Source organism: Bacteroides sp. QWL-09 (assembly GCF_058683585.1).
Map to the genome: position 1 here is coordinate 3,004,927 of NZ_CM178748.1, position 20,553 is coordinate 3,025,479.

The following is a 20,553-nucleotide window of genomic DNA, read 5'->3' on the forward strand; positions in this document are numbered from 1 at the left end:
GAAAAAAAAGCGGTTATTGATAAAAAACAATAACCGCGTCCTTTTTTATTTGATCTTTATAGCTTTACTCTAGCTCATCGATAATTCTTTTCACGTCAACGGGCTGTAAACGTCCGTAAACCTTTTCACCAATCATGACTACCGGTGCGAGTCCGCAAGCTCCCACACATCTTAAGCAATCCAGTGAGTATTTACCATCCGGAGTGGTTTCGCCCACATCAATGCCTAGAACCCGCTTGAACTCCTCGAGTAACTTCTCCGATCCCCGCACATAACAGGCTGTACCCATGCAGACCGATATCGGATGCTTACCTTTGGGAGTCATGGTGAAGAAAGTATAGAAGGTCACCACACCGTACACCTTCGATACCGGTATATTGAGTTGTGAGGCGATGATCCGTTGTACCTCCTCCGGCAAATACCCTTGTAGGTGTTGTGCTTCATGTAAGATATTGATCAACTCCCCCGGGCTATTCTTATGTTTTATACAGATATCTTTAACCTTTTCGGCGATATCGCATGCTAATTTGATCTCAGACATAACGCTGGTTGTTTAAGATTAGTCGATAGATTTATTAAAGTAATGCGTGTGAAGCAGCTTTTCGGCCTTCTCACTCAACGGCTTACCGAGATACTCTTCGTATAACGTTTGAATATACGGGTTCTCGTGCGATTTTCTCAACCGCTTGTTCGAATCTTCACGGTAAAGTGCGTTGGAACGGGCATACAACACTTCCGAATTGCCATGATGATGAGGCTGTCCTCCACCACCGATGCATCCTCCGGGGCAAGCCATAATCTCGATCACGTGATACTCACTCTTTCCGTGTCTGATATCCTCCAATAGACGTCTGGCATTTCCCAAACCATGTGCAATGCCAACTTTGAGATCGAAGCCGTCGAGATTGATGGTGGCGCGACGAATCCCTTCCAAACCGCGAACTTGTTCGAAGTTGACATTCAGCAACGGTTGTCCGCTATAAATCTCGTAGACCGATCGTAAGGCGGCTTCCATGACCCCACCGGTTGTTCCGAAGATGACCCCCGCACCGGTCGATGTGCCCAATGGCTGGTCGAACTCGCTATCCGGTAAAAGGTTAAATCCGATGTTTGCCCGTTTGATGAGGCGTGCCAATTCGCGTGTTGAGATTGAATAATCCACATCCGGATTCCCATTGGTCTTAAACTCATTACGGTCGCATTCGTATTTCTTTGCCAGACAAGGCATGATCGATACCACCACTAACTTCTCGCGTGGAATACCCATCTTTTCTGCCCAGAAGGCTTTGGCGATCGACCCGAACATCTGTTGAGGGGAGCGGGCAGTCGACGGGATGTCGAGCATATCGGGGAAGTGATATTCGAAGAAATTCACCCAAGCGGGACAGCAGGAGGTGAGGATAGGGAGGCGTACGGTCTTATCGCCGTTCATGTAACGCGTCAGACGTTTCAAGATCTCGGCACCCTCTTCCATGATGGTCAGGTCGGCTGCAAAATCCGTATCGAACACATAATCGAATCCCAATTCCCTCAAGGCATACACCATCTTTCCGGTCACCAGTGTTCCCGGTGGCAATCCGAACTCTTCTCCCAGAGCAGCGCGTACAGCCGGTGCCGTCTGAACAATCACCACCTTATTGGGGTTAGCCAGATCTTCGACCAGACGATTCGTGTGGTCGCGTTCGGTGAGTGCTCCCACGGGGCAAACCGCTACGCACTGTCCACAGTAGGTACATTCACTGTCAACCATCATTTGGTCGAAGGCCGGAGCGATGGTGGTGTTGAACCCACGACGGATCGCTCCAAGAGCGCCCACGGTCTGTACATCATTACACACACTTTCACAACGGCGACAGAAGATACATTTATCCATGTTGCGTACAATCGACGAGGTGACTTCCCGCTTGCGGGGCGACAACTCTCCACCATTGAACGGCATCTCGCGGATGTTGAAACGTAAGGCTAGATCTTGTAACTCACAGTCGCCCGATTTGGGACAAGTGAGACATTCGTTCGGGTGATCCGATAAGATCAGTTCGGCCACAATCTTTCGGGCATTCATCACCCGGAGGGTACTCGTGCGTACCACCATTCCATCCTCACAACGTGTGGCGCAGGAGGGAGCTAGATTTTTACGTCCTTCCACCTCGACCACACAGATCCGGCAAGAGGCCGGGTTGTTCTTGATGCAGGTTCCTTTCAAGTTGATGTGGCAAAGTGTCGGAATATCAATGCCGATTTTTTGGGCCGCCTCCAAGATGGTTGCCCCTTTAGGCACCGTAATGAAATGGCGGTCTATCTGTAGAGTGACTTGTTTCTTTTCCATGATTCGATGATTTTAGCTGACACTGATGGCGTTGAACTTACAACGTGCCATACACATACCACATTTGATACATTTGTCAGGGGTGATTACATGAGGTTTACGTACTGTACCGAGGATGGCATCCGCCGGACAATGCTTCGCGCAGAGGTGACAACCGATGCAGGCTTCCGGATTGATGACATAGGTGAGCAGTGCTTTACACTGTTTCGAGCGACAAGTCTTATCGCGTACATGTTCCAGATATTCCTCATGGAAATTATCTAAAGTCGATAGAACCGGGTTGGGAGAGGTCTGCCCCAAGCCGCAAAGCGCGGTATCCTTGATGACCCGTCCCAAGGTGGACAACGTCTCCAAATCTTTTTCGTTGGCCCGTCCCTCAGTGATCTTGTTGAGCAATTCCAACAGACGCTTGTTACCGATGCGGCACGGGGTGCATTTTCCGCACGACTCTTCAACGGTAAAGTCCAGATAGAAGCGTGCCACAGAAACCATGCAGTCGTCTTCGTCCATGACAATCATTCCTCCCGAACCCATCATAGAACCGACTGCCAAGAGGTTGTCAAAATCGATCGGCGTATCCAGGTGTTTCTCCGTCAAGCAGCCACCCGAAGGACCTCCGGTTTGTACCGCTTTAAATTTCTTACCTCCCTTAATTCCTCCTCCGATCTCGTAGATCACCTCACGTAAGGTGGTACCCATCGGTACCTCGATGAGGCCTACATTATTAATCTTACCGGCCAGTGCAAACACCTTTGTCCCTTTCGATTTCTCTGTACCGATAGAGGCATACCAGTCGGCTCCTTTCTCTAAGATGATCGGAATATTGGCCAATGTCTCTACATTGTTAACCGTTGTGGGACGTCCCAGATAACCCGATTCGGCAGGGAACGGCGGTTTCAGCGTTGGCTCTCCACGCTTACCTTCCATCGAATGAATCAACGCGGTTTCCTCACCACAGACAAAAGCACCCGCACCATATCGGATCTCAATGTCGAACCCGAACGCTGTTCCAAAGATTCGCTCGCCGAGTAACCCATACGAACGCGCTTGCTCGATGGCTATTCTTAAACGTTGGATGGCCAACGGATATTCTGCCCGGATATAAACCAGCCCTTTCGATGCTCCGATGGAGTAGCCACACAGTGCCATGGCTTCAATGATAGAGTGAGGGTCGCCCTCCATGATCGAACGATCCATAAACGCTCCCGGGTCACCCTCGTCCGCGTTACAAACCACAAACTTCATATCGGAAACCTGCTTACCGGCAAACTCCCATTTCAGGCCGGTCGGGAAGCCACCGCCCCCTCGTCCGCGCAAGCCCGATTTCTTGATCTCTTCGATCACATCGATCGGCTGTTTCTGAAGCAAGGCTACCGCTAAAGGATGATACCCACCTCGAGCAATATATTCCTCAATGTTCTCCGGGTCGATAAAGCCGCAGTTGCGCAACGCAATTCTGATCTGCTTCTTGTAAAACGCCATATGCTTCGAGTCGCTCACCGTCTGTTCCGTCTTCGGGTCGATGTAGAGCAATCGCTCAATTTTTCGTCCCTCGACAACATGTTCTGCAACGATCTCCTCCACATCTTCGGGGCTGACCTGTACATAAAAGGTATTGTCGGGAATGATTTTAACGATAGGTCCTTTTTCGCAAAAACCGAAACATCCCGTGGTAATAACCTCCACTTGATTTTCGATTTTCCGATTTTCGATGGCCGCTTTAAAATGATCGGCGATCTGATGACTGGCAGATGCTTTACAACCCGTTCCCCCACAGATTAGAATCTGAATCTTGGGTGTGCCGACTGCCAGGCCGCAACAACTCTCGGCCACTTTTTTGTTACTCTCTTCGCGAATCGAGAGCACATCCTCGGCTCTTGCTTTAATGGCTTGCAAGTCCTCAATGGTTAACACTTTCATGAATATTAGATTAGTTGGTTTGCTGCAAATATAGTCTTTTGTATGAAAGTGGAAACTTTTTTAACTAAAAAATGCCACTGTTTTTACGCGTGTTCTATGCTGTAAGGTCTTTTGTCTGTGTTGTTTGTAAGTTTTTGTTGCAAGTTGGAAGATTCTATGTAAAGTATCTATTTGTCAATTAATCAGATATATCCTTTTTGCTGATAAAACCGCCTATTCGTTGGTTTTTCATTTTTTTTGTTCGATATTTCTCTTATTTGCTTAAGGCTGGGAATGAGAAAAGAGAGATTCCTCTTTCTAAATAAATAGACCCAATGCCGGAACAACTTATTTCTATTATATCTATATTTGTATAAGCTTGTTAGCTGTTTCTTAACCCGTTGTTATGGACTTAATAAAAAATGATCTATGAAAAAAAGAGTCTTTCTACTTTTAGCCGCTGCTTTATTTCTCTTCGTAAATATTTATGGTGAAGAAAAAGAACTCGTGCTTCATTCGCCTACAGGCGATATTTATGGGACGTTGTTGATGCCCGATCAAGGAACGAAAAGCGATCGAGTGGTTTTATTGATCTGTGGATCAGGACCAACCGACCGAGATGGTAACAACCCTCAGTTGAAAGGAAATTCTATAAAATACCTAGCGGAAGCCTTGTGTGCAGCCGGCATCCCCTCTGTTCGTTACGATAAACGCGGAATAGCCGCTAGTCAGAAAGCCGGTGCATCGGAAGCCGATCTACGTTTCACGACTTGTGTCGACGATGCCGAAGGTTGGATCGATCTGTTAAGTAAAGACTATAAGAAAATTATTGTTGCCGGTCATAGTGAAGGAGCGACCATTGGGACGTTAGCCACCATTGCTCGCCCCAAGGTCAGTGCCTTGGTCTTGATTGCCGGTCCCGCTCGTCCCGCCGATGAGATTCTCAAAATTCAGATGGCCGATCAACCGCAGATGGTCAAAGATATGATTTTCCCGATGATCGACACCTTGAAGAAAGGAGAGACCATCGACAATGTCTCCCCAATGCTCTATAGCCTTTTTCGCCCAAGTATTCAACCCTATATGATTTCATGGTTTGCCGTTAACCCCGCACAATCGCTGAGTCAGGTTAAAGTGCCGACCTTAATTATCCAAGGCGATAAGGACATTCAAGTTGCCGTTGAAGAAGCCGAACTCTTGCATCAAGCCCAACCTAAGGCTCAAAAAGAGATCATTCCAACGATGAATCACGTCTTTAAACCCTGTGAGACAACCGACAAGATGGCTCAAATAGCGGTATATGGTAATTCATCTATTAAGAACTGTCCGGTGTTCGATGAAGCGGTGACTCGTTTCATTCAATCGGTGAAATAATTCGATGGCGAAATTATTCAATGATGAAATCATTCAATCGATGAAATCGTTCGATGGCGTTTGGGTATAGCGGTGTTTACTCGCTCCAGATGCCATGTTTAAATAAGTCGAACCATTTTTTGATCGACGGCTCATCGTAAAGCGCAATCTTTCTAAAAATTTCTTGGGCAAACTCAATAGGAGCTATGCCGCAAGCGGTGATGATATTTTGACCTGTAGTAGCCGGGGCGTTGATATAATTCTGCTCCCCGGTATATTCCGGTGCCACCATCTTTAAGTAGTTCAAGTCATTGCTGGTGTGATTCACCTCATTGAGCATACCCATTCGTGCCAGATAAATGGTAGCTCCACAAATGGCAGCAATAGGCTTTTGTTCTTGGAAAGCGTTTTTTATAAAGTCGTCGATGGGTGTTACTCCCGGATTTTCCCAGAAAGTCCCACCCGGTAAAACGATCAACTCCAGATCGTCCATCTTGATTTCCGATAGAGAGAGCTGAGGAGTAACCCTCAATCCGCCCATCGAACAAACTTCTTGTCCGTTTTCCGAGCAATATGTCAGTTCGAACCGGTCACTTTTCTTAATCTCCGGAGTGAAATAGGCGATCTCCCAATCTGAGAAACCATCGAATAGATAAACGATGATCTTCTTTTTCATATCTTTCATATCTTTCATATCTTTCATTTTCTGTATGTCTTATTCATTGATTTCTTCTTTCTTTCTTTCGTTCTTTCGTTCTTATTAATTGGTCTACTCTTTCATTTTTATTTATTGGCCTATTTATTTCTTTAATTGACCTTGTTTGTTGTTTCTCTGTTTGTTTTTTCTTTCTCTTCTTCTTCTCTCTCTCTTTCTTCTCTCTCTAGAAGTTGTTTTTTGTAATTTATCTTACACCTGTCACCTTTTTGACGTTAAGTAGCATTATGTCAGCGATTTGTGACGTTGCAGATACCCGTTGCAGATAGGTGACAGATCAATGATCTGCAACACTTCGTGTTTTCTGTTTACTGCTGCATACCAGACTCTCTATTTTACTTCTTATTTAGATGCAAGAGATTTTATACTGGTCAATTTTTCCTTTTGTTTTGTAAGAAAAATAAATAGGCTGATCGGCTGTGAGTTTCATTATATCGAAACTCTAGTTTTGAGCTGACGCAATTGGAGTTCCAATATGACGCAACTTTAGTTTCAAGCTGACGGAAAAAAAGTTTCAACGTCTGACAATCTTTTTTCTAACGTTGACAATCTATTTTCAATGTCTTATCCTTGAAATGGTTGACGTTTTATATTCTCTAGACGGTATTTAGTTGCCAATATTATTTATTATCCCTAAATCAGGTTGCCTCATTCGTTTATTAAGTCTGAATCAGGTTCAGGTTGACCTTTTTTAGCATACGTACTAAATCGGGTTGACTAAATCACGTTAAAAGGAAGATAGGAGAAAGAATACCTCCTTTTCCTTTTAAATTGCCTATCAGAAGGTTTTTAGATTTTGTTTCTTTGCAAATGTATAAAGTTAATATTCATTTTGCACTCTTTGAAGATACTTTTCTCTGTAGCTATGCCATCTTTTCTTCATAACTTCCGATTCCATGGCCGCTTGTGCGGGCGTCAGCATATTCAAACTTAAATGTGGCCGTTCATTATTATAGAACTCAATGGCACCGGCAATCGCTATAGAAACGTCCTCAATGCTATAAAAAGACTTGCCTTTAAGCAGCTCATTCTTGATCGTATTATTGACCCTTTCGGCGATGGCATTATCCTTAGGATTACCGGATTCTGTCATGCTTATTTTCACTCCTGCTTTACGAAGTTTTTCTGTATAATCAAAACAGGCATACTGGACACCACGATCAGAGTGGTGAATTAAGTCCACATCATCTAAAGATTTGAGACGCTTTAGGCCAATTTCTAAAGCATTAATAGCATAGACAGCCGAAAGATTTTCACCAACCCGGTGACCTATAATTTCTTTCGTATAAGCATCAGTGAGTAAACATAAGAAGCAAAAAGAATAATCATCTTTAGCTTCAGTGTGCCAAATCTTAAGGTAAGTAATATCGCTTACCCAGAGTTGATTGGGACGATCAGGCAGCAAATTTTTGATAAGGTTTGGATATTTGGGTAAATGATGAGATGAATCTGTGGTTTGTGGGCGTTTATGAGGTGCACGCAGAGTGAATCCGTACTTAGAAAGGATCCATAGAAAACGATCACGACCCATGGGTGCAGATTTGCCGGGACCTTCCTGAAACTTATGCCAAAGCTTTAATCCGCCTATGGCCAGATCTTTCTTATCTCGGATATCATAGACGAATTCAACGACGATGGATTCTTGGGCAAGATAGTTAAAATAAGAATCTTCATGCTTATAAAAGGCTTGTTTTGAAGCACCAAACAGGGCGCATAGAGAAGTTACTCCATAAGGAGAACGTTCTATGCGAAGCCTCTTTATTGTTTGGTGCCAGCTTTTTTTCGGATAGGGATGTTGAACATCTCTTCAGCAACATCAATCATGGTGTCGTAGGCATGAGCATGCATCTGGGCATCACGGAGTTCTTTCTTCAAACGAAGGATCTCAGACTTGAGAGAGGCGATTTCCTCAGAAGAAGGTTTGATACTTTTTTTCTGCTTCATATAATCAACGATTTCGGGATTAGACGAAGCAAAGTTACAAATCCAACGGTAAATAGTGCTACGAGATACAGAGTATTTTAATGCAAGGGCATTTAAGCCCAAATCATCCACATAATGCGAACGAAGAACCATAAAATGCAAGGAGTTATCTGCCTGAGCAGACTCTAAAGAATCAAAGGAAAAATCACCTGAAATGAATTGAATGTTCTCTTTTTTCATAATAAAGCTATTTATTTAATGAATTATAGAGTCAACTTTTTGCAGGGTAAGACAGTTATATAGAATCTAACTTACAAATGGGAGAGGAAATTGTATACAAAGCAAAACTTCATTTCTTCCTATTCGTACAGCCTATCGTGTTTCTATTGTTGAGTTGGTGGCTTTATGGATCGGGAGCTGATATAGTCCGCTACGGCAGTATTTTCCTATTGATTATCGGAGTGATTTCGCTTTTACAGCTGATAATGGTAAAAATCGGTTCCGTTTACGTCGTAACAAATAAACGGGTCATATTGAAAACTGGGGTAATAAATCGCAATATACTTGACTTGGTGCTAACAAAGTGCGAAGGATTACAAATTAAACAGAGTGTGTGGGGACGAATCTTTGGATTTGGGACAATAACCGTTACTACTGGTGGAGTAACGATCAGTTATCCGTTTGTTTCTAATCCGCAACGATTCAGGAAAGAGATAAACCAACAAATAGGGTAAATGCAGAATTGTTCGGACTGGTTTGGGTATTTCTGTGTAATATCAAATTTTTAAATTGAATACTGCTGATAAAATGGATCGCCAAAGAATTTATAATCTATAATATATACTTTAGCTGTCCCTTTGAAAAAACACATCTTGTAATAGCATACGGAAATTTTCGATTCGGTTCTTTTCCAAAGAAATGGCAGCACCATTTTGGGCTACTCCCTTATCTGTAAAGAGCTCCAAATTTTAAAAGATTTGTTTGTCGGTAGTGGATGGGCTTAATTGTCCTTCTGTACGGAAGTCTTTTATGGCTCTTTCGTCTGCATTTGTATATATGTTGAACCATGAACAGAGATGTGATCAAAGAAGATTTTGCTGCTTTCTCCTCGATACTTGGATAGAGATCCTGCCCTCCGAAAGTCTGATATATACCACCGATAGAGCCTTTAAAGGATTGATCTTTTCTTTGTTGGTAATCTTATTTATCTTGAGTTGTTGATAATCATATCTGCCAAGGGTGTCGAGAGCGTAGGTGTAATCTGTTACAACCTTGAGTAATCCGGTTGCTTCAGAATACTCCAATGTTTTGTGGTCAAGCACATTTGCCAATACCTTGATGGTTTGCTTCAAATCTTCGTACTGCTCCAATTTGATATTATCCTTAACCGAATAACCTTTAATAAGGTGTTCTTTCAGTACTTTGTTTGCCCAGATACGGAACTGGGTTGCATTTTTAGAGTTTACACGATAGCCTATTGATAAAATAGCGTCGAGGTTATAATAGGTCGTTTGATAGCGTTGTTTCCCATCATTACCCATATGTTCCAAAATGGAACATGTGCTATTCTCGTTAAGTTCGCCTGACGAGAATATGTTTTTGAGATGTTTGGTTATTGCTGGACGCTTTGTACCAAATAGCTTCGCTATATGCTTTTGAATTACCAAATAGTCTCTTGTTCAAGTCTAACGTCCAGAGCAGTTGTCCCGTCAGAGGTCGTATATAATCCCTCAGGATTTCGGTATGATCCCTTGTTTTCCCAACCTCCTAAAACAAAAAGAAAGTCACATTTCTGTGAATCTCTTTTCTGTGGTGCCACCAGTAAGAGAACTATTGTCTTCTCTCTGTTGATCATCACCGTTTTATAGTTTATTTAATTTGGAAATCCACATGATTTAGCACACGATTATGTTTTATCGTTTTGCTTGCTATTAAGCGATACAAATATATAAATTTAGATTTATAAAGGCAAACTTGTGGCGGGTTTATAAACATACGTATTGTATTTTTGTTATAAACAAGGAGATCAATGGTGATCGTAATATGCTGTTTATCAGTTATAAAATCCTTTTTATTGGTAATACTAGAGGTTTCTTCACAAAAAAATGTAACTTTGTAACCACAAGAAAGTTTGTTTGTATGATAGAGAATGATAAAAATAGAACTATTATATGCAATTCCTTAAAAGGAATCGCACGGTTGCAGAATCAAGATGATATTTGGTTTATGCATACTGATACTTATAGTCTTTTCATTCTATTTGATGGTGTTAGTTCACTGAAAAAGAGTATCGATTATATTCAGGATTGTAAATACTACTTGAATAAAAATTATAATTTATATATCAATTCTGAGGTTAAATTAGATCGATTGATATATGATATGCATTTATCTTCTTTATCTTCTTCCATAGATGGAAAAACTACGTGTAGTGCGTTATTACTTCATTCTAATTTGCATAAAGCTTTTATTGTTAATGTTGGAGATTCTAGAATTTATTCCTTCTCAAATTATTTCTTGGAGCCATTGACTGTAGATGATAATTTGTCTGGAAGTAGTCGTATACTAACTAAATATATAGGTTTAGAAGAATTGATGTTAGATGATATAACTCAAAAAGAGATAGATATAACTCAAAATTTTTTAATATGCTCTGATGGGTTTTACAGCCTTATGGAAGAGGATATAAAAAAGTATTTTATGATTTTCCAATATAAGCGTAATAAGAACATTGTAAATGCTATTAACAGATTACAAACAAATAAAAACAGAGACGATTCAACGTATATAATAATAAGAAGAAATGGGCTTTAGTACAGAACAAGAGTTAGTAGATTTATTTAAAATATCTTTTTCTAGCAAATTTAATATTGCCAATAAAAGAGTCTTAGAGGAAGTTAGCTTAGGTTTTGGCATTGCAGATTTAGTTGTTACAGAACTTAAAGATTCAGCAGAGATAGTCCAGAGAGAAAGGCTGACTTCTATCGATATAAATGTATATCAAATTGTAAAAAACAAGAAAAAGGTTTCTTTGGATATTGTTAAAACTATAACAGGAATTAAGAAGCCAGAAATTGCTAAATCTTTAGAAAAACTTATTGAATATAGTTTTATAAAGAGAATGGATTCATACTATGTATTTAGTAATAAATACGAGTTGTCTTTTAAAAAGAATATAGCATTTGAAGCTAAGTTAAGACATTGGAAAAAAGCACTGATGCAAGCTTATAGATATAAATGGTTTGCGGATTACTCATATGTTGTATTGGATGAGGCTCATTCTAAAGCTGCTATAGAAAATTTACCACTATTTGAGAAATTAAATGTTGGGTTATTGACTATATCCATAGATGGGGTAATAAAAAAATATTATCACCCCAAAAAACAAAAACCACTTGATCCAACTATGCAAATGCTATTGTCGGAGGTTGTTATGTTTCAATGATTTTCTTTATGTTTTCTATATATGGTATAAAATTCATCAGGTTTCATTTGGATTGTTTTTAGTAAATACATTAACCAAGTATTTAGATGGTAGTTTCTACCTTCACTTTGTAGTACTACATAATTATCGTCAAGATGTTGGTAATTATCGATAGCTTCCTGGATTAGAAATAAAACATATATTATCCTATCTTTTATATTGTGTACCGTGGAAATTTTCTTTAATAGAAACGATATTGATAAAAGATAGTTTTTGTTCACATCTGGTTTGTGTATATTCCAAATGTAGTTTTCTTTTAATATCATATCCGAGAATATATTATGCTCATTTTTAATTGTATCTAGCATACCATTAGCGCGAATGTTTATTAAATCTTTTGCACGTATCATATTTAGAAGTTTTTCGGAAAAATAATATCCTTCAGAAGCACCTCCTGAAATATCCTCTGTGAATCTTTTTATGGAAAAATTTCTCAAATTTTCATAAGTGCCAATTGTAATATAATCAATATCAGTTTGGGCTAGAAAAAATATTGCATCCCAATTAGCATATCCATATATAGTTTTAAATCCTTGATATTTCAATACTCTTAAAACTTTAGATAAATTTGTTATAAGTTTTATATCGTTTGAGATTTTGTGACCTTGTTCTGGCTTATTCTCACAAACAACAAAATAACCGTCAAAAATAATACTCATGTCAGTTAACTCCAATAACAAATCCTCAACATTGTCCTGGTTGCGAATAATATCATAAGCTAATGGGAGAGTCATAAAATATTCTATCCCATCTTGTTTATTACTTTTGAGGTATTCATTTGCAACTTTTATAGTAGAAATAATTCCAGCTATATAATTATCTTCATAATAATGGGGGATTATTACTTTCTTGAAGCCTAATGATATTTGATATTCGATAGCTTTTTCTATGCAACTATTAATTCGTATATTCGTAGCCTCATCATCATTTAAGAATCTTGCAGGATGGAAATCGAAATCTGACAATTTCCCTTTTGATAAATGTCCACTATTTTTTTGACCATAAAATTGAAGATCTAGCATTGATTTATCCAATATGGGAGCAACTCTCTTATTGTTTACAAACTTATTTCCAAAAGAGATTGCTGTGATAAGAAATTCATCTCCAATACCCTGTTGAGTGAAGGCTTCAACATTCCAATTTGGATTGTGTCCCAATATCTGTACTATTTTCATACACTTAGTAATTTAATAAATTGTTCAACGGTTCTTGGTCGCTCTGCAACACTATATTTTAAAACTGCATTCAAAAATATATTCATTTCTTCATTATGTACATCATGATTTTTTTGTGGCTGCATAAAACTTTCAGCTACGGCAGATCTTGACCTTCCAAATGGTAGATTACCTGTATATAAGTAATATGCAATAATCCCTAAACAGAAAAAATCAGTTCGATATGAAATTTGATCTTTTCTAAAAAAATATTGTTCTGGACTTCCGAAAGTCCAAGTAAAAGGTTGGAAACCTGTTGGCGTTATAGTTTCATCGTCTAAGTCTCTAGCGATACCGAAATCTAGTACAACTGGATGACCATCATTTTTGATGATGATATTCTGTGGTTTTAAATCTCTATGAATACATCTATTATTCCATACCGGAGCTAATATGCGAGCTATATCAGCAATTAAATATCGTGTCTTATTAGAATTGTTTATATACTGTGAAGCTATGTGGCTTAAATCATCTCCTTCAATAAATTCTTCAATGACAACAAGCTCATCTCCATATGTTTGCACATTGATAACATTCGGTATTCCAGAGTTATCCTTGAAACGTTCATAAATATTCAATTCTCTCGCTATTCTTTCATCTGCTGTAGGTATAATTTTAAGGGCGAAAATAGAGCCATCTATTTCCACAATATATACCTGCTTTTGACCAGATTTAGGTTTTTCCTCAATTATCTTATGTATGTTGAAGGTTTTAATGAACTCTTCTGCTAATTTAGTAGTTCTCATGATATTGTACTTATAACCACAAAGATAAATAAAAATGTTGTAATCGGTAACTTTGAATCGTCGAAAATTGGAAATGTTAAATCGGCAGTTTTTTTGGAGGATATATAAAAAGCGTTCAAATTTGTAGACGCAAACCTCTTCATCTGAACCTTTTTTTGCTTCTAGCTTTATCGCATAAAATACGTTGGATACCTGTTTTATATTCATTAACAAAACAGGCGTACTATTAATTAAAGAGATAGCTTCGGCATCAAAGTTGTTACTCTTTCCAGTAACAAGGTCATTTGACTTAGAGAAGATGATATCTTCAAACTTCCTTGAAACTTCTCTTTCTTTTTCTTCTATATCATCAGACATCGATTCTACTAATCTATCAATATTTCTGTTAATTTCCTTTGACCCATATTGACTTCGATGTATCGCTTCATCCGTTTCCTTATCAGAACCAGAAGCGTTCATTAGTTCCTCAATTTGTTGTGTTAAAACATTAACGATATCTTTAAGTCTTTTTGAATCGACTTGTTTGATAATCTCCTTTTTGCTTTTTTGACACTTTCTAGAAGGCATGTAAACTCTGATAAATTATTGTTGGTTGCAGATACTACAGTAACTTGTTTTAAAGGAATTTGGCAATTCTTGCTAATATATTTTTTAGCAGCATCTATGTCGTTAAGAGATTTTGTATCCGATTTTGTAAGAACCAAAATATAGGTTTCATTGATAACTTCATAGTTTCTATAAATCCTGTTAATTGTCTGGCTATCTGCTGATTTGTATCTGTTACCAATAGAATTCCATCGGCTTTAGGTAAAAAGTTTACAAGGGTTTGTTAATGTTTTGGATCAGGAGAAGATAATCCCGGAGTATCTACAAGCATTGTTGTTGATGGAACTTGTCTCAAGTGTTAAAAACAGTTACTGCTTTCGCATCTGCCAAACTATCATTTCTGGTTCAATGCGAAGTTGCAGTTTCTAACGTGTTTTGTTGTAGTTTTGAATCTTGCCATATATTACAATTTATAGGTTATTTTGAATGCAAAGGTAACAAAGGTCTTGTTGATGTAATTAGAAATATTAGCTAAATGTAGTCTGAAATCATGTTACTGTGAGCTTTATGTATTATAGTACATACAGCATGTAAATTATAAAACGTTCACCATAACTTTCCTTTCCAAATATACATTTTTCGCATCCTATATAAAATGTTAACGAAAGTGTCCTACAACTCGAATTTGCTACAGCTCTGAAGAATGCCATCTTTGATTATCAGTGGGGTATTGGTCCAAAAGGAACCAAAACATGTACGTTTTTTTTGAAGAATAATTTAGGGGGGTGAAAGTTGGGTTGTATATCTTGAGTTGTTGATAATCATATCTGTCAAGGGTGTCGAGAGCGTAGGTGTAATCTGTTACAACCTTGAGTAATCCGGTTGCTTCAGAATACTTCAATGGTTTGTAGTCAAGCACATTTGCCAATACCTTGATGGTTTGCTTCAAATCTTCGTACTGTTCCAATTTGATATTATCCTTAACCGAATAGCCTTTAATAAGGTGTTCTTTCAGTGCTTTGTTTGCCCAGATACGGAATTGGGTACCTCGTTGCGATTTGACACGGTAGCCGACAGAGGTAATTATTTCAATGTTATAATGTTCTACCTGGTATGTTTTTCCATCGCTGACAGTTGTCGCAAATTTTGCGACAACTGGAATATCCTTTAATTCTTCTTTTAGAGCATTATTAATGTGCTTACTAATGGTCTTGATATCTCTATCGAATAGCTCTGCCATCTGCTGACGGTTAATCCAGATTGTATATTGTTCCAACCTTACGTCCAGAGCAGTTGTACCGTCCGAGGTTGTATATAGTATGATTTCTCCTGTATTCACAACGCCTAAATTTCTATAAAGTTAATGATTAATTTTGTTCACTCAAATGGATTTGAGCATAATTGTATTGTAGGCTAGTAAAACACGTATTTACCCTAGAGTAAGATAATTTAAGTTTTTGAGATTTTGTTTTTCATAAAAGGATATTTTATCTCGATTGGTTTGATAAATGAGAAACTTTGATTAAATTTGTAAGTATCCAAATAATAGCATTTAAAACATGGAAACAGATGTGAATGATAATATATTATCACTTATAAATAAAACTCCCGACTTGTTGATGTTGGGTCTTGCAGAGCGTGTTAAGCAGAGACGATTGGAAAAAGGATGGACGCAAAAGCTACTTGCTGCAAAAGCAGGCTTATCATATCCTTCTTACAGGCGTTTTGAGTTATCGGGAGAGATCTCTTTGCGTTCATTGGTGATGCTTGCTTATGCATTAGACATGACGGATGAGTTTGAAACTCTTTTCAGTAACAAAACCTATCAGAGTATTGACGATATATTAAAAGCAAAGCAACCGAAACAAAGAAAGAGGGGGCTTAAAAATGAATAGTATTTCAATGATAGAGATTTTTATATCTGATAGTCGTGTAGGACGAATGGCGCTTACGCCTGAAGGATTGTGTGGTTTTGAATACGATGTGGATTGGATACAAAGCGGATTTTCGATATCTCCATTTTATCTGCCGTTGAAGCCGGGGCTGATAATGGCTAAGCGGGATCCTTTCGCAGGAAATTTTGGCGTGTTTGATGATAGTTTGCCGGATGGATGGGGTAATCTATTACTTGATCGTTATTTGCAAGAAAAAGGGATCGATCCATATAGGTTGAGTGTTTTGGAACGATTGTCGCTCATCGGTTCTACCGGACGTGGCGCATTGGAGTACCGACCCGACAAAAGTATTGCTACGGAGGATGAATTTCTAAATTTTGATCGTTTGGCTAAAGAGGTCGAAAAAATACTTGAAAGTAAAGAAAGTGCGGGCTCAGTCGATTTACTCTATAAATATGGTGGTTCGTCAGGTGGAGCGCGTCCGAAGGTCTTTGCGAGAATCGATGGTCGTGAATGGTTGGTGAAATTTAAAGCAACCAGCGATCCCGTTAATGTGGGAGAAATAGAATACAACTATTCTCTACTTGCCAAAGAGTGCGGGGTGCAAATGGCAGAAACCCGCTTGTTCGATAGTCGCTATTTCGGGGTGGAACGATTCGATAGAATCTCACAAAATAAGATCCATACCATAAGTGCGGCAGGACTGCTCCATGCCAATTATCGGATTCCAAGCCTTGACTACTCTTTGCTACTGAAACTGACGCTGAATCTTACCAAAGATATGGAGCAGGTGGCTCAAATGTTCCGAATAATGGTGTTTAATATATTGATTTCGAACCGAGACGACCATTCTAAAAACTTCTCGTTTCAGTGGGTTGATGGGGAGTGGAAACTTTCGCCTGCTTATGACCTTTTGCCAAGTAGTGGATTTAACGGCTACCATACTACGACAATAAACGGCAAAGGAGAACCAACACTCGCAGATGTGATTGCGGTGGCAACTGAGGTAGGATTATCTAAACAGTCAGCGACTCAAATAATCGAAGAATTGACAGATAAATGTGGCACTAGGAAGATGGCTAAATTTAAACTATGATAATCATAAAATACAGGAAATAGTGTAAAAAACGACGCGGACTGTAACAGCAAAAACGGTCATGCTGTTGCAGTCCAAATGTGGCATTCTTCTTATTCAGATTATCTAAAATTTATGCTTAACAGGACAATCCCTCAGAATTTCGGACTGATCCCCGATTTTGGTATGATCCCATGATCCTTGTTTTTCCAACCTCCTAAAACAAAAAGAGAGTCACATTTCTGTAACTCTCTTTTCTGTGGTGCCACCAGGAATCGAACCGGGGACACAAGGATTTTCAGTCCTTTGCTCTACCAACTGAGCTATGGCACCTTGCTTGTTTGCGGTTGCAAAGGTAGTGAAAGTTTTGAAACTACCAAACCTTTTGAAAGGAAAAAACACTGATAAAAAGCTTGTAGTCTTATTATCAGTGTTTTAAATTTTGAACTTTTTTTATTTTTCTTCTTCAAGAGGATTCCAGCCTTGTGCTTTCAGTTCGAACTCTTGTCCGTCGCGGGTGATCAATGCACAACCAAGCTCAGGCTTGGTGATGTGTCCGATGATGCGGATGCCTTTCATCTCTGCTACTTTCTCGTGATCGGCAATGGGGACAGTAAATAGGAGCTCGTAGTCTTCGCCGCCGTTCATCGCACAGGTGGTGAGGTTCATGTTGAACTCTTCTGCCATCACTGCGGTCTGATAGTCGATTGGGATATGCTCTTCGTATACACGACAACCGGCTTTACTTTGTTTGCAGATATGCATCAATTCTGACGAAAGACCGTCTGAGATGTCCATCATGGCAGTTGGCACAATGTTGGCTTCGGCTAGAAGCTTGATAATATCTTTGCGGGCTTCTGGTTTGAGCTGGCGTTCAAGAAGGTATTCTTTGCCCGTAAAGTCGGGTTGAACGTCGGCAGAGTCTTTTAAAACAACTTTTTCGCGCTCTAATAGCTGAAGTCCCATGTAGGCTGCACCGAGATCGCCGCTGACGCAGATCAGATCAGTCGGTTTTGCTCCATGGCGGTAGACTACTTTGTCTTTATCGGCTTCGCCAATACAGGTGATGCTGATGGCAAATCCGGTGAGAGAAGAGGTGGTGTCGCCACCTACAATGTCGACATGGTATTCTTCACAAGCGAGACGGATGCCGGCATAGAAGGCTTCCATGTCTTCTACACTGAATCGCTTCGATAGCGCGAGCGATACGGTGATCTGACGAGGAGTGCCGTTCATGGCATAGATGTCGGAGAAGTTGACAATGGCTGACTTGTAGCCTAAGTGTTTTAGGGGGACGTAAGTCAAATCGAAGTGCACGCCTTCCATGAGGAGGTCGGTGGTGACTAGGACTTGCTTGTCCGATGGGTAGGAAAGGACGGCGGCATCGTCGCCCACTCCGTATTGACTAGATGAATTCTCTAATGTTAAGCCCTCGGTAAGGTGGTCGATGAGGCCGAACTCGCCGAGGGTGGATATTTCTGTTCTCATATAAAATGATTATGCTCTATTGATCAATTCGCGCATGATGGTGGTCATCTTGGGCTGTGCGGCATCGGCTGCTTTTTGTACTTCTTCGTGCGATATTTCTACAATCTTTCCTTCTACTCCAAGGTCGGTGACTACGGAGATGCCGAAGACTTTAATGTCGCAATGACGGGCTACGATGACTTCGGGTACGGTCGACATACCAACAGCATCGGCACCAAAGATGCGGAAGAGTTTGTATTCGGCTGGGGTCTCGAAGGTTGGGCCTTGGGTACCGACGTATACGCCATGTTGTACTTTGATGCCTTTTTCTTCGGCAATGGCATCGGCCTTGCGAATGAGTTCTTTATCGTAAGCTTCGCTCATATCCGGGAAACGTGGACCGTAAGGGATGTTTCTTCCATGAAGCGGGTGTTCGGGGAAGTAGTTGATGTGATCGGTGATGATCATCAAATCGCCAATCTCAAAGTCGGGATGGGTGGCTCCGCTGGCGTTCGAAACGAAAAGGGTTTTGATGCCGAGTTCACGCATCACGCGTACCGGAAAGGTTACTTCTTTCATGGAGTAGCCTTCGTAGTAGTGGAAACGACCTTGCATGGCCATGATGTCTTTGTTGCCTAGCTTTCCGAAGATGAGTTTTCCGCTATGTCCTTCAACGGTTGATACCGGGAAGTTGGGAATCTCTTCGTATTTTATCTCATACTTTTCAGTGATCTCGTTAACGAGACTGCCGAGGCCGGTGCCTAGTATAATGGCTGTTTCTGGGCTTGTGTGCATCTTACTTTTGAGGTAAGCTGCCGTTTCTTGTATTTTTTCTAACATAGCCTATAATGTGTTGATTAAACTTATCTTGTTGTTTTTGTAATATCTTAATGGTAATGGGTAGGGAGTAAAGCATGGGCTTTAACTCGTCCTTGAGTTGGCTGTGCCCAACGAGACGCGCTGCGTCTTTTTCGGTGGTTACGATGAACCGGTTGTTGGGGTTGAGCTGTTGAAATCGTTCTTCGATTTGTTGTAGATCGCTTTCGGTGAACTGATGATGGTCGTCGAATGCTAAAAGGTCTACTTTAGTGGCATAGGTCTCTAGTTCGTTTAACATCGGAGCGGGCGAAACAATGCCGGTGACTAAGAGAACATCGGCACCGATAAGGGTAACGAGTTTCTTTTCTTTGGAGTGCTCGCTCGGAAATACCGGACGGAGGCTTCCGTATTGGAAGGTCGAGAAGTAGAGAGCTTGATAGGGGTACAGATCGAGCCGCTTGGCGATGATGTTGTAATCGATGGGCTTGATGTCTGACGGGCATTTGGTGACAATGACCATATGTGCACGGTTTTTACCGCTCTTGGGCTCGCGGAGGCGACCTGCCGGTAGAAGGGCGTCATCGGAGAAGAGGCGGTGATAGTCGGTGAGTAGGATGTTTAGTCCGGCTCTGACGTAACGATGCTGAAAGGCGTCGTCAAGAAGGATGAGATCGACTTTGGGTTGTTTGATAGCCAGAAGTTGCTGGATACCATGACAACGGTCTTCGTCGACTGCTAAGGTGATATTGGGGTACTTTTGGTGAATCTGATAGGGTTCGTCGCCAATGGTCTGGGCGGTGCTTTTTGGATCAGCTAAAAGATAGCCCTTGGTGTGACGCTTATACCCGCGACTCAGTACCGCAACGTGATAGTGAGCGGAGAGGAGTTTGATCAGGAATTCGGTATGCGGGGTTTTGCCTGTCCCGCCTACGGCAAGGTTGCCTACGCAGATGATAGGAACATTAAAACTCTTTGATTGGAGAATTCCCCAATCAAAGAGTTTGTTTCTTATTGTAACTGCCGTCCCATAAAGCCATGAGACGGGGTAAAGCCATTTGTTTTTTCTGATTAAGTCTTCGCTCATTTAACTC

At 40.5% G+C, this 20,553-nt stretch carries 19 protein-coding genes, 1 tRNA gene and 1 pseudogene; 6 read left to right on the forward strand and 15 right to left on the reverse strand.

Features of this window, described 5'->3' with window-relative positions; genetic code table 11:
- Positions 1–64: 64 nt before the first annotated feature.
- The 3 genes from AC4PG5_RS11990 to nuoF are packed head-to-tail and all read right to left on the reverse strand — an operon-like array spanning position 65 to position 4,246.
- Positions 65–541 (reverse strand): NADH-quinone oxidoreductase subunit NuoE family protein, encoded by a 477-nt coding sequence (locus tag AC4PG5_RS11990; protein ID WP_492029104.1) that lies wholly within the window; start codon positions 539–541, stop codon positions 65–67.
- An 18-nt stretch (positions 542–559) separates the two neighbouring features.
- Complete coding sequence (locus AC4PG5_RS11995; protein ID WP_492029105.1) at positions 560–2,326, reverse strand: NADH-dependent [FeFe] hydrogenase, group A6; 1,767 nt, start codon at positions 2,324–2,326, stop codon at positions 560–562.
- Positions 2,327–2,338: 12 nt separating this feature from the next.
- Positions 2,339–4,246 (reverse strand): NADH-quinone oxidoreductase subunit NuoF, encoded by a 1,908-nt coding sequence (gene nuoF / locus AC4PG5_RS12000; RefSeq protein ID WP_492029106.1) that lies wholly within the window; start codon positions 4,244–4,246, stop codon positions 2,339–2,341.
- A gap of 408 nt (positions 4,247–4,654) precedes the next feature.
- Here nuoF and AC4PG5_RS12005 point away from each other — a divergent pair, with 408 nt between their 5' ends.
- Entirely contained in the window at positions 4,655–5,599 is a 945-nt protein-coding gene (locus tag AC4PG5_RS12005) for an alpha/beta hydrolase (RefSeq protein WP_492029107.1), read from the forward strand.
- A 76-nt stretch (positions 5,600–5,675) separates the two neighbouring features.
- Here the strand turns inward: AC4PG5_RS12005 and AC4PG5_RS12010 are convergent, their stop codons facing one another.
- The 3 genes from AC4PG5_RS12010 to AC4PG5_RS12020 all read right to left on the reverse strand — a co-directional run bounded on the left by AC4PG5_RS12010 (position 5,676) and on the right by AC4PG5_RS12020 (position 8,456).
- Complete coding sequence (locus AC4PG5_RS12010; protein WP_492029108.1) at positions 5,676–6,281, reverse strand: type 1 glutamine amidotransferase family protein; 606 nt, start codon at positions 6,279–6,281, stop codon at positions 5,676–5,678.
- Positions 6,282–7,113: 832 nt separating this feature from the next.
- On the reverse strand, positions 7,114–8,055 hold the full coding sequence (locus AC4PG5_RS12015; protein WP_492030756.1) for an IS3 family transposase: 942 nt from the start codon (positions 8,053–8,055) through the stop codon (positions 7,114–7,116).
- Positions 8,052–8,456, reverse strand: a complete 405-nt coding sequence (locus AC4PG5_RS12020) for a transposase (RefSeq protein WP_492029109.1) — start codon at positions 8,454–8,456, stop codon at positions 8,052–8,054. Before AC4PG5_RS12020 ends, AC4PG5_RS12015 begins: the two co-directional genes overlap by 4 nt.
- Before the next feature lie 77 nt (positions 8,457–8,533).
- Here AC4PG5_RS12020 and AC4PG5_RS12025 point away from each other — a divergent pair, with 77 nt between their 5' ends.
- Entirely contained in the window at positions 8,534–8,950 is a 417-nt protein-coding gene (locus AC4PG5_RS12025; protein WP_492029110.1) for a PH domain-containing protein, read from the forward strand.
- Between the two features lie 59 nt (positions 8,951–9,009).
- On the opposite strand, the pseudogene AC4PG5_RS12030 reads toward AC4PG5_RS12025, so the two are convergent.
- Together AC4PG5_RS12030 and rhuM are read right to left on the reverse strand one after the other, a co-directional pair.
- Positions 9,010–9,321, reverse strand: a pseudogene (locus tag AC4PG5_RS12030) (ArsR family transcriptional regulator); the annotation flags it as partial.
- Positions 9,299–9,757, reverse strand: a complete 459-nt coding sequence (gene rhuM, locus AC4PG5_RS12035) for a RhuM family protein (protein WP_492030757.1) — start codon at positions 9,755–9,757, stop codon at positions 9,299–9,301. The pseudogene AC4PG5_RS12030 and the gene rhuM, both read right to left, overlap by 23 nt.
- 598 nt (positions 9,758–10,355) lie before the next feature.
- Between rhuM and AC4PG5_RS12040 the strand changes: the two genes are divergently transcribed.
- Positions 10,356–11,030: a PP2C family protein-serine/threonine phosphatase gene (locus AC4PG5_RS12040; RefSeq protein WP_492029111.1), complete on the forward strand. Its 675-nt coding sequence runs from the start codon at positions 10,356–10,358 to the stop codon at positions 11,028–11,030.
- Positions 11,020–11,661: a hypothetical protein gene (locus AC4PG5_RS12045; protein WP_492029112.1), complete on the forward strand. Its 642-nt coding sequence runs from the start codon at positions 11,020–11,022 to the stop codon at positions 11,659–11,661. The genes AC4PG5_RS12040 and AC4PG5_RS12045 overlap by 11 nt, the downstream gene beginning before the upstream one ends.
- On the opposite strand, the gene AC4PG5_RS12050 is transcribed toward AC4PG5_RS12045, so the two are convergent.
- From AC4PG5_RS12050 to AC4PG5_RS12060, 3 genes are all read right to left on the reverse strand, one after another.
- Positions 11,655–12,875 carry a hypothetical protein gene (locus AC4PG5_RS12050; protein ID WP_492029113.1) on the reverse strand — a complete coding sequence of 407 codons (1,221 nt, stop codon included), beginning with the start codon at positions 12,873–12,875 and terminating at the stop codon, positions 11,655–11,657. The genes AC4PG5_RS12045 and AC4PG5_RS12050 overlap by 7 nt on opposite strands.
- Positions 12,872–14,227, reverse strand: coding sequence for a serine/threonine protein kinase (locus AC4PG5_RS12055; protein WP_492029114.1), 1,356 nt, complete (start codon positions 14,225–14,227; stop codon positions 12,872–12,874). The genes AC4PG5_RS12050 and AC4PG5_RS12055 overlap by 4 nt, the downstream gene beginning before the upstream one ends.
- Before the next feature lie 667 nt (positions 14,228–14,894).
- Positions 14,895–15,545 (reverse strand): virulence RhuM family protein, encoded by a 651-nt coding sequence (locus tag AC4PG5_RS12060; RefSeq protein ID WP_492029115.1) that lies wholly within the window; start codon positions 15,543–15,545, stop codon positions 14,895–14,897.
- 220 nt (positions 15,546–15,765) lie between these two features.
- On the opposite strand from AC4PG5_RS12060, the gene AC4PG5_RS12065 reads away from it, so the two are divergent.
- Complete coding sequence (locus tag AC4PG5_RS12065; RefSeq protein WP_492029116.1) at positions 15,766–16,101, forward strand: helix-turn-helix domain-containing protein; 336 nt, start codon at positions 15,766–15,768, stop codon at positions 16,099–16,101.
- On the forward strand, positions 16,094–17,197 hold the full coding sequence (locus AC4PG5_RS12070) for a type II toxin-antitoxin system HipA family toxin (RefSeq protein ID WP_492029117.1): 1,104 nt from the start codon (positions 16,094–16,096) through the stop codon (positions 17,195–17,197). The genes AC4PG5_RS12065 and AC4PG5_RS12070 overlap by 8 nt, the downstream gene beginning before the upstream one ends.
- Before the next feature lie 239 nt (positions 17,198–17,436).
- On the opposite strand, the gene AC4PG5_RS12075 is transcribed toward AC4PG5_RS12070, so the two are convergent.
- The 4 genes from AC4PG5_RS12075 to lpxK form a co-directional block, all read right to left on the reverse strand.
- Positions 17,437–17,509: transfer RNA gene (locus AC4PG5_RS12075), tRNA-Phe, on the reverse strand.
- Positions 17,510–17,629: 120 nt separating this feature from the next.
- A complete protein-coding gene (gene thiL / locus AC4PG5_RS12080) occupies positions 17,630–18,664 on the reverse strand; it encodes a thiamine-phosphate kinase (RefSeq protein ID WP_492029118.1) in 1,035 nt (344 codons plus the stop codon).
- 9 nt (positions 18,665–18,673) lie between these two features.
- Positions 18,674–19,483: a purine-nucleoside phosphorylase gene (locus tag AC4PG5_RS12085; protein WP_492029119.1), complete on the reverse strand. Its 810-nt coding sequence runs from the start codon at positions 19,481–19,483 to the stop codon at positions 18,674–18,676.
- Positions 19,440–20,546, reverse strand: a complete 1,107-nt coding sequence (gene lpxK, locus AC4PG5_RS12090; protein ID WP_492029120.1) for a tetraacyldisaccharide 4'-kinase — start codon at positions 20,544–20,546, stop codon at positions 19,440–19,442. Before lpxK ends, AC4PG5_RS12085 begins: the two co-directional genes overlap by 44 nt.
- Positions 20,547–20,553: the final 7 nt, after the last annotated feature.